The organism is Mitsuaria sp. TWR114, from assembly GCF_007997345.1.
In genome coordinates, this window is record NZ_VOSR01000502.1 from 1 (window position 1) to 7441 (window position 7441).

7 protein-coding genes and 1 pseudogene are annotated in these 7441 nt (G+C 69.7%); 4 read left to right on the forward strand and 4 right to left on the reverse strand.

Annotated features, from left to right (window positions below):
- Positions 1–1111: ATP-dependent DNA helicase RecG (locus FUT87_RS17745; RefSeq protein WP_147241873.1), on the forward strand; the 1111-nt coding region annotated here is incomplete at its 5' end.
- A 9-nt stretch (positions 1112–1120) separates the two neighbouring features.
- Here FUT87_RS17745 and FUT87_RS17750 read toward each other — a convergent pair.
- From FUT87_RS17750 to panB, 3 genes are all read right to left on the reverse strand, one after another.
- Positions 1121–1840 (reverse strand): peptidylprolyl isomerase, encoded by a 720-nt coding sequence (locus tag FUT87_RS17750; protein WP_186830603.1) that lies wholly within the window; start codon positions 1838–1840, stop codon positions 1121–1123.
- 217 nt (positions 1841–2057) lie between these two features.
- Positions 2058–2891 carry a pantoate--beta-alanine ligase gene (gene panC, locus FUT87_RS17755; RefSeq protein ID WP_147241875.1) on the reverse strand — a complete coding sequence of 278 codons (834 nt, stop codon included), beginning with the start codon at positions 2889–2891 and terminating at the stop codon, positions 2058–2060.
- Positions 2892–2893: 2 nt separating this feature from the next.
- Positions 2894–3742, reverse strand: a complete 849-nt coding sequence (gene panB / locus FUT87_RS17760) for a 3-methyl-2-oxobutanoate hydroxymethyltransferase (RefSeq protein WP_147241876.1) — start codon at positions 3740–3742, stop codon at positions 2894–2896.
- A 95-nt stretch (positions 3743–3837) separates the two neighbouring features.
- On the opposite strand from panB, the gene FUT87_RS17765 reads away from it, so the two are divergent.
- From FUT87_RS17765 to FUT87_RS17775, 3 genes are all read left to right on the forward strand, one after another.
- Positions 3838–4758 carry a hydrogen peroxide-inducible genes activator gene (locus FUT87_RS17765; RefSeq protein WP_147241877.1) on the forward strand — a complete coding sequence of 307 codons (921 nt, stop codon included), beginning with the start codon at positions 3838–3840 and terminating at the stop codon, positions 4756–4758.
- A 215-nt stretch (positions 4759–4973) separates the two neighbouring features.
- Positions 4974–6089 carry a trypsin-like serine protease gene (locus FUT87_RS17770; protein WP_091729446.1) on the forward strand — a complete coding sequence of 372 codons (1116 nt, stop codon included), beginning with the start codon at positions 4974–4976 and terminating at the stop codon, positions 6087–6089.
- A 439-nt stretch (positions 6090–6528) separates the two neighbouring features.
- On the forward strand, positions 6529–7053 hold the full coding sequence (locus FUT87_RS17775; protein ID WP_091729451.1) for a Dps family protein: 525 nt from the start codon (positions 6529–6531) through the stop codon (positions 7051–7053).
- A 119-nt stretch (positions 7054–7172) separates the two neighbouring features.
- Here the strand turns inward: FUT87_RS17775 and FUT87_RS17780 are convergent.
- Positions 7173–7441 (reverse strand): annotated as a pseudogene (locus FUT87_RS17780) (phosphate acyltransferase); the annotation flags it as partial.

The window sequence follows — 7441 nt, forward strand, 5'->3', positions numbered from 1 at the left end:
GCTGGAGCCGCTGGGCATCCGCGTGGCGTGGATCACCGGCAGCGTCAAGGGCAAGGCGCGGCAGAAGATGCTCGACGCCGCCGCCTCGGGCGAGGCGACGCTGATCGTGGGCACGCACGCGGTGATCGAGGACAAGGTCCGCTTCCACCGGTTGGGGCTGGCCATCATCGACGAGCAGCACCGCTTCGGCGTGGCGCAGCGGCTGGCGCTGCGCAAGAAGCTCGCGGACGAGGCGGCCGGCGCGGCGGCCACCGCCGGGCCGGGCCTGCCGCCCGGTTCAGGCCCGCTCGAGCCGCACCTGCTGATGATGAGCGCCACGCCCATCCCGCGCACGCTCGCGATGACCTACTTCGCCGACCTGGACGTGTCGACGATCGACGAGCTGCCGCCCGGCCGCAGCCCCATCGTGACCCGCGTGTTCGCCGACAGCCGGCGCGACGACGTGATCGAGAAGATCGCCGCCGCCGTCGACGACGGCCGCCAGGTCTACTGGGTCTGTCCGCTGATCGAGGAGTCGGAAGCGCTCGACCTCAAGAACGCGACCGAAACCCACGCCGAGCTGGGCGACGCGCTGCCCGGAAAGATGGTGGGGCTGCTCCATGGCCGCATGGCGCCGGCGGAAAAGGCGGCGGTGATGTCGCTGTTCAGCGGCGGGCAGATGCAGGTGCTGGTCGCGACGACCGTCATCGAGGTCGGCGTCGACGTGCCCAACGCCAGCGTGATGGTCATCGAGCACGCTGAACGCTTCGGCCTGTCGCAGCTGCACCAGCTGCGCGGACGCGTCGGCCGCGGCTCGGTCGCCAGCGTGTGCGTGCTGATCTACACCGGGCCGCTCTCGGACACCGGCAAGTCACGCCTGCGCGCGATGGCCGAAACCACCGATGGCTTCGAGATCGCGCGGCGCGACCTCGACATCCGGGGGCCGGGGGAATTCATGGGGGCGCGGCAGAGCGGCGCGCAGTTGCTGCGCTTCGCCGACCTGCAGGAAGACGCGCCGCTGCTGAGCGCCGCGCGCGCGCTGGCGCCGAAACTGCTCGACGAGCAGCCGCGGGCGGCGCGGCTGCACGTGGAGCGGTGGCTCGGTCACAAGACCGAGTACCTCAAGGCCTAGTCAGGGCCCTTACTTCAGCTGGATGGCCCAGTACAGCAGCACTTCGGTGGCGGTCACTTCGGAACCGCTGTAGAGCTGGGGCTCGGCGTTGATCTTGTCGACCGTGGCCTGGCCCGAGATGACGCGACCGAACACCGCATATCCGGGCTGCGAGGCGCTCTTGTAGTCCAGCGTCGCGCTGTTGTCGACCGAGTTGAAATAGAACTGGCTGGTCGCCGAGTCGGCCGCAGTGCCACGCGCCATCGCGATCGTGTACTTCGTGTTGGACAGGCCGACGTTGGTCTCCAGCTTGATCGTGCCGCCCAGGTTGGCGCCAGGATTCTTCGCCACGTAACCCGTCGAGAAGCCGCCACCCTGCACCACGAAGTTCGGCACGACGCGATGGAAGATGGTGTTGTCGTAGTACTTGGCGCTGACGTACTTCAGGAAGTTGTCGGTGGTGATCGGCGTGCGGGCGTCCAGCTCGATGACGATCTCGCCGTCGCTGGTCAGCATGCACACGGTGCGCGCGGCAGTGCTGGCGTTCGACGCGGCAATGCCGGCGGCGCTGCAGGTGAGCGTCGGCGGCGTCGTCACCGGGTTGGGCTTGGGGCTCTGCGCCGGGCTGCCGCTGTCGTTGTCATCGCCACCGCCGCAGGCGGCCAGCATCAGGGCACCGCCCAGGGCGGCCGTCAGGGCCAGCCACCGGGGAGCGGCGGCGATCGAGGAAGAGAAGGAAGTCGTCTTCATTGGGGGCTCGCAATGGGAGCTTGTGGCCCCCGCTTCTGGCAAAGAAGCGCGAAGTATCGTGGTCGCCTCGACACACGTCATGGCCCCGGTGCGCGGCCCGCACGAAAACCGATCGGGCTTTCCCTAACGACACCTTCACAGGGTGATGGGTGTCACCCAGCGTCGCCATCCGCGCCCCGGAGTGCCCAGGATCGGCGACGGAAAGACACCGCCGGTTTCAGAACTCGAGGTTGTCGATGAGGCGGGTCTGGCCGATCCGGGCGGCCGCCAGCGCGACCAGCGCCTCGCTCTCGCGCGCCGGGCCGAGGTCATGCCGGCGGCGCAGCGTCAGGTAGTCCGGCGCCCAGCCCGCGTCGCGCAGCGCCTGCATGGCGTCGGCCTCGATGCGGTCCAGGTCGCGCTCGCCCGCCTGCCAGCGGCCGATCATCGACTTGAGCGTGCGCGACAGCAGCAGCGCGTCCTGCTTCTGCTGCTCGCTCAGGTAGCCGTTGCGCGAGGACAGCGCCAGGCCATCGGCAGTGCGCTCGGTCTCGCCGGCCAGGATGCGGATCGGCATCGCCAGCTGGTCGACCATGCGGCGGATCACCATCAGCTGCTGGTAGTCCTTCTTACCGAAGACGGCCACGTCCGGCTGCACGATCTGGAACAGCTTGGCCACCACGGTGCAGACGCCGACGAAGAAGCCGGGGCGGAAGTGGCCCTCGAGGATGTCGGCCAGCTCGGTGGGCGGATGCACCTTGTAGCCCTGCGGCTCGGGGTACATCTCGCGCTCGTCGGGCGCGAAGACGAGGTCGCAGCTCGCGCCCTCGAGCAGCTCGGCATCCCGCGCCAGCGTGCGGGGGTAGCGGTCGAAGTCCTCGTGCGGCGCGAACTGCAGCCGGTTGACGAAGATGCTGGCGACCACGAGGCCGCCCTCGCCCACCGCCGCGCGGGCCTGGCGCACCAGCGCCAGGTGGCCGTCGTGCAGGTTGCCCATCGTGGGCACGAAGGCGACCGGGCGGTCGCCCGCGAGCGCGGCGCGCAGGCCGGCGATGTCGTGGTGGATCTGCATGATCAGTAGCTGTGCTCGGGCGCCGGGAAGGCGCCGGACTTGACGTCGGCGACGTAGCGGGCGAAGGCCTCGCCGACCGAGGCCGAGCCCTGCATGAAGTCGCGCACGAAGCGCGGCTTGCGGCCGCCGCCCACGCCCAGCATGTCGTGCATCACCAGGACCTGGCCGGAGCATTCCGCGCCGGCGCCGATGCCGATCACCGGCACGCCCAGCGTGCGCGTGAGTTCGCCGGCCAGCGCGGCGGGCACCATCTCGAGCAGCAGCATCTGCGCGCCCGCGTCGACGAGTTCGCGCGCATGCGCCCGGATCTGCGCGGCGCCGGCTTCATCGCGGCCCTGGACCTTGTAGCCGCTCAGCGCGGTGACGGTCTGCGGCGTGAGTCCGAGGTGGGCGCAGACGGGGATGCCGCGCTGGGTGAGGAAGCGCACCGTGTCGGTGGTCCAGCCGCCGCCCTCGAGCTTGACCATGTGGGCGCCGGCCTGCGCCAGCTGCATCGCATGGCGCCAGGCGACCTGCGGCGACTCGTGATACGTGCCGTAGGGGAGGTCGGCCACGATCCAGGCCAGGCGGCGCGCGCGGGCCACGCATGCGGTGTGATAGACCATGGACTCCAGCGTGACCGGCACCGTCGTCTGCAGCCCCTGCACCACGTTGCCCAGCGAGTCGCCGATCAGGATCGAATCCACGCCGGCCTCCTCCATCGCATGGGCGAAGGTGGCGTCGTAGGCGGTGAGCATCGCGATCTTCTCGCCAGCGGCATGCATGTCGAGCAGGCGCTGCAGCGTCACGGGCTTGCGGTCGGCGGTCGCCTGCGGGCGCGGCGCGGCGTAGGGGGGGGTCGGTTCGGTCATGCGTGTCCCCTGGAGGATGGGCCGGGGCCCTTGGGGTGGGGCGGCAGTGTACGGGACGGTGCCAGAAGGCCGCATTCTGAGGACAATGCCGGCCCATGACCCTGACCGAATTGCGCTACATCGTCGCCGTCGCCCGCGAGCGCCACTTTGGCCGCGCGGCGGAGGCCTGCTTCGTCTCGCAGCCGACGCTGTCGGTGGCGATCAAGAAGCTGGAGGAGGAGCTCGACGTCAAGATCTTCGAGCGCGGCGCCAACGAGGTGACGATGACCCCGCTGGGCGAGGACATCGTGCGCCAGGCCCAGTCGGTGATCGAGCAGGCCAGCGCGATCAAGGACATCGCCAAGCGCGGCAAGGACCCGCTGGACGGCCCGCTGCGGCTGGGGATCATCTACACGATCGGGCCCTACCTGCTGCCCGAGCTGGTGCGCCACTGCATCGACCTCTACCCGCGCATGCCGCTGATGCTGCAGGAGAACTTCACCCAGAAGCTGCTGGACATGCTGCGCACCGGTGAGCTGGACTGCGCCATCATGGCCGAGCCCTTCCCCGACGCCGGCCTGGCGGTGGCGCCGCTGTACGACGAGTCCTTCGTCGTCGCCGTGCCGGCGGTGCATCCGCTGGCGAAGAGGGAGCGCATCAGCGCCGAGGAGCTCAAGGCCGAAACCATGCTGCTGCTGGGCAACGGCCATTGCTTCCGCGATCACGTGCTGGAGGTCTGCCCGGAGTTCGCGCGCTTCTCCACCGACGCCGAGGGCATCCGCAAGAGCTTCGAGGGCAGCTCGCTGGAGACGATCAAGCACATGGTGGCCTCCGGCATGGGCGTCACCGTGGTGCCGGCGCTGAGCGTGCCGGAGCATGTGCCGCCGCACCTGCGCTACGTGCCCTTCGAGGACCCGGCCCCGACGCGCCGCGTGGTGCTGGCCTGGCGCCGTACCTTCACCCGCTACGAGGCGGTCGCCGCGCTGCGCAACGCGGTCTACGCCTGCAAGCTCAGCGGCGTGAAGCTGCTCTCCTGACCGGCCCTCGATAGGCCCGCCACCCGCCGCGACGGGCTGGCAAGACCCGCCCCCCTCGAAGCGGGGGTCGTCAGGGTATCCGTGAATTTCTCACGAAGTCGTCACCGATAGCCTCGCTATGCGCACGGCGCCTACCCGGCTCCGTGGCCGCGCTCGCCCCGGACACAGGGACCGGGGTGCATCGCCATGTCCAACCATCGCATCAGGGGGAAATCTTGAAACTTCGACCCACCCTCCTCGCCGCCGCGCTGCTGACCGCGGGCGTGGCGCATGCGGGCCCGACCACCGTGTCGGGCTCCGCCAATGGCCTGAGCTGGACCGCCGCCAGCACCATCGTCGGCGTGACCTCGACCGCCACCGCCGCCGGCGGCGGCGATCCGCGCTACTTCGCGCCGCGCTCGCAGTACGGCGGCGTCGCGACGCTGATCATGGATTACGGCGCGGCCGGCCAGTTCATCTGCTCCGGCACGCTGCTGCCCAACCAGCGCTCGATCCTGACCGCCGCCCACTGCGTCAGCGACGGCACGAACGCGCGCCCGCTGAGCACCTCGGTCTACTTCTATACCGGCAACAACCCGGACAACATCACCTGGAACCAGCCCTCGTTCTCCTACCAGGTGACCAACTACGCGGTCCACGCCGCCTACACCGGCGAGGTGATCGACCAGAACGACATCGCCGTGCTGTCGCTGGACAAGCTGGTGGACTGGTCCGTCAAGTCCCACGGCCTGTATGAAGGCGATGACCTGACCGGCAAGGACTTCAACATCGCGGGCTACGGCGCGCGCTCGGACACCGGCGGCAACGTCGGCGACAACCTGGGCACCGGCCGCCTGCGCCAGGGCGACAACCGCTATGACTTCCGCCTCGGCGACGCCGACTTCGGCGGCGTCTGGGCCGACATCCTGGGCGAGCCGGCCGAGCAGATCGAGCACACCTACCTGTCGGACTTCGACAACGGCCTGCCCGCCAACGACCTGGCCTGCAACATCGCGGTCGACGGCCTGGGCCTGCCGCCCAGCGCCAAGTTCTGCAACACCGGCCGCGGCGCCAACGAGGTGTCCTCGGCCGGCGGCGACTCGGGCGGTCCGGAGTTCATCGACGGCAAGGTGGCGTCGGTCACCTCCTTCGGCCTGACCTTCGGCAGCTTCTGGGGCGACGTGGACGACGCGCTGAACAGCAGCTTCGGCGAGTTCAACGGCTTCGTGCCGGTGAGCATCCACCGCGACTTCATCAACGCCAACGCGGTGCCGGAACCGGCCTCCTTCGCGCTGGCCGGCCTGGGCCTGCTGGGCCTGGGCTGGAGCCGCCGCCGTCGCGTCCAGGCCTGACCGCCCCACGCGCCAGCGAAGCCGCCTCCGGGCGGCTTTTTCGTTGGCGCCGCCGCGTTTGATTCTGGCTATGACATCGGTGAAGCTATTCGAATGGCAATATCAATAGCTAATCCCTAAAGTAGCAGCTCATCGGCGCCGGCATCCTCCGTCCGGGAGATGTCGGCGGCGAATCGAGGACCTACAAACGCGGCCAGCGCCCCAGGCGCGTCCCGTCGCGGGTTCATTTGCAAGGAGCAAGACATGACCCTTCGATCCGGGCAACGCACCGTGGGCTGGCTGCTGGTCGCCGCCGGCGCCGCGCTGAACACCCAGACGCTGATCGACTGGATGCGCCACAGCGTCGTCTGACATGCGCGCGCCGTTCACACGACCGCGGCTGTGGATCAGTTAGGCTGCGCAGCGTCTTTTGTCTTCCATTCCCAGAAGGAGTCCCTCGATGGCCAAGAAGAGCCCCTCTCCCGCCAAGGCGCCCTCCGCCAAGGGTGCGCCATCCCTCCAGATCGGCATCAGCGACAAGGACCGCGCCGCGATCGCGCAGGGCCTGTCCAAGCTGCTGGCCGACACCTACACCCTGTACCTGACCACGCACAACTTCCACTGGAACGTGACGGGGCCGATGTTCAACTCGCTGCACGCGATGTTCATGGCCCAGTACACCGAGCTGTGGAACGCGGTCGACCCGGTGGCCGAGCGCATCCGCTCGCTGGGCCACAAGGCGCCGGGCTCCTACGCCCAGTTCGCGCAGCTGAGCTCGCTGCCGGACGCGCCGGCCACGCCGCCCAAGGCGCTGGACATGGTGCGCATCCTGGTGGACGGCCATGAAGGCGTGGCCCGCACCGCGCGCGCGCTGTTCGACCTGGTCGACAAGGCCAGCGACGAACCGACCGCCGACCTGCTCACCCAGCGCCTGACGGTGCATGAGCAGACCGCGTGGATGCTGCGCTCGCTGCTGGAAGAGTGATCGTCGCGACGGCGGGCACACCCGCCGCCGGCAGCCAGGGGACCGCGAGGTCCCCTTTTTCGTGGGCCGGCGCCCAGGCCTCCGGTCGCGGTCTCAGCCGATCGCCTTGATGCGCCCGCCGCGGCGGCCTCGGCCAGCATCGAGGCCAGCGCGCAGGACGCCAGCCGCGCGGTGCGCGAATCGGCGCGGCTGGTCAGCACGATGGGCACCTTCGCGCCCAGCACCACGCCCGCCGCGTAGGCCTGCGCCAGGAAGCTCAGGCTCTTGGCCAGCATGTTGCCGCGTCCAGGTCCGGCACGATCAGCACGTTGGCGCGGCCCGCCACCGGCGACACGATGCCCTTGATGCGGGCCGCCTCCGGATCGATGGCGTTGTCCATCGCGAGCGG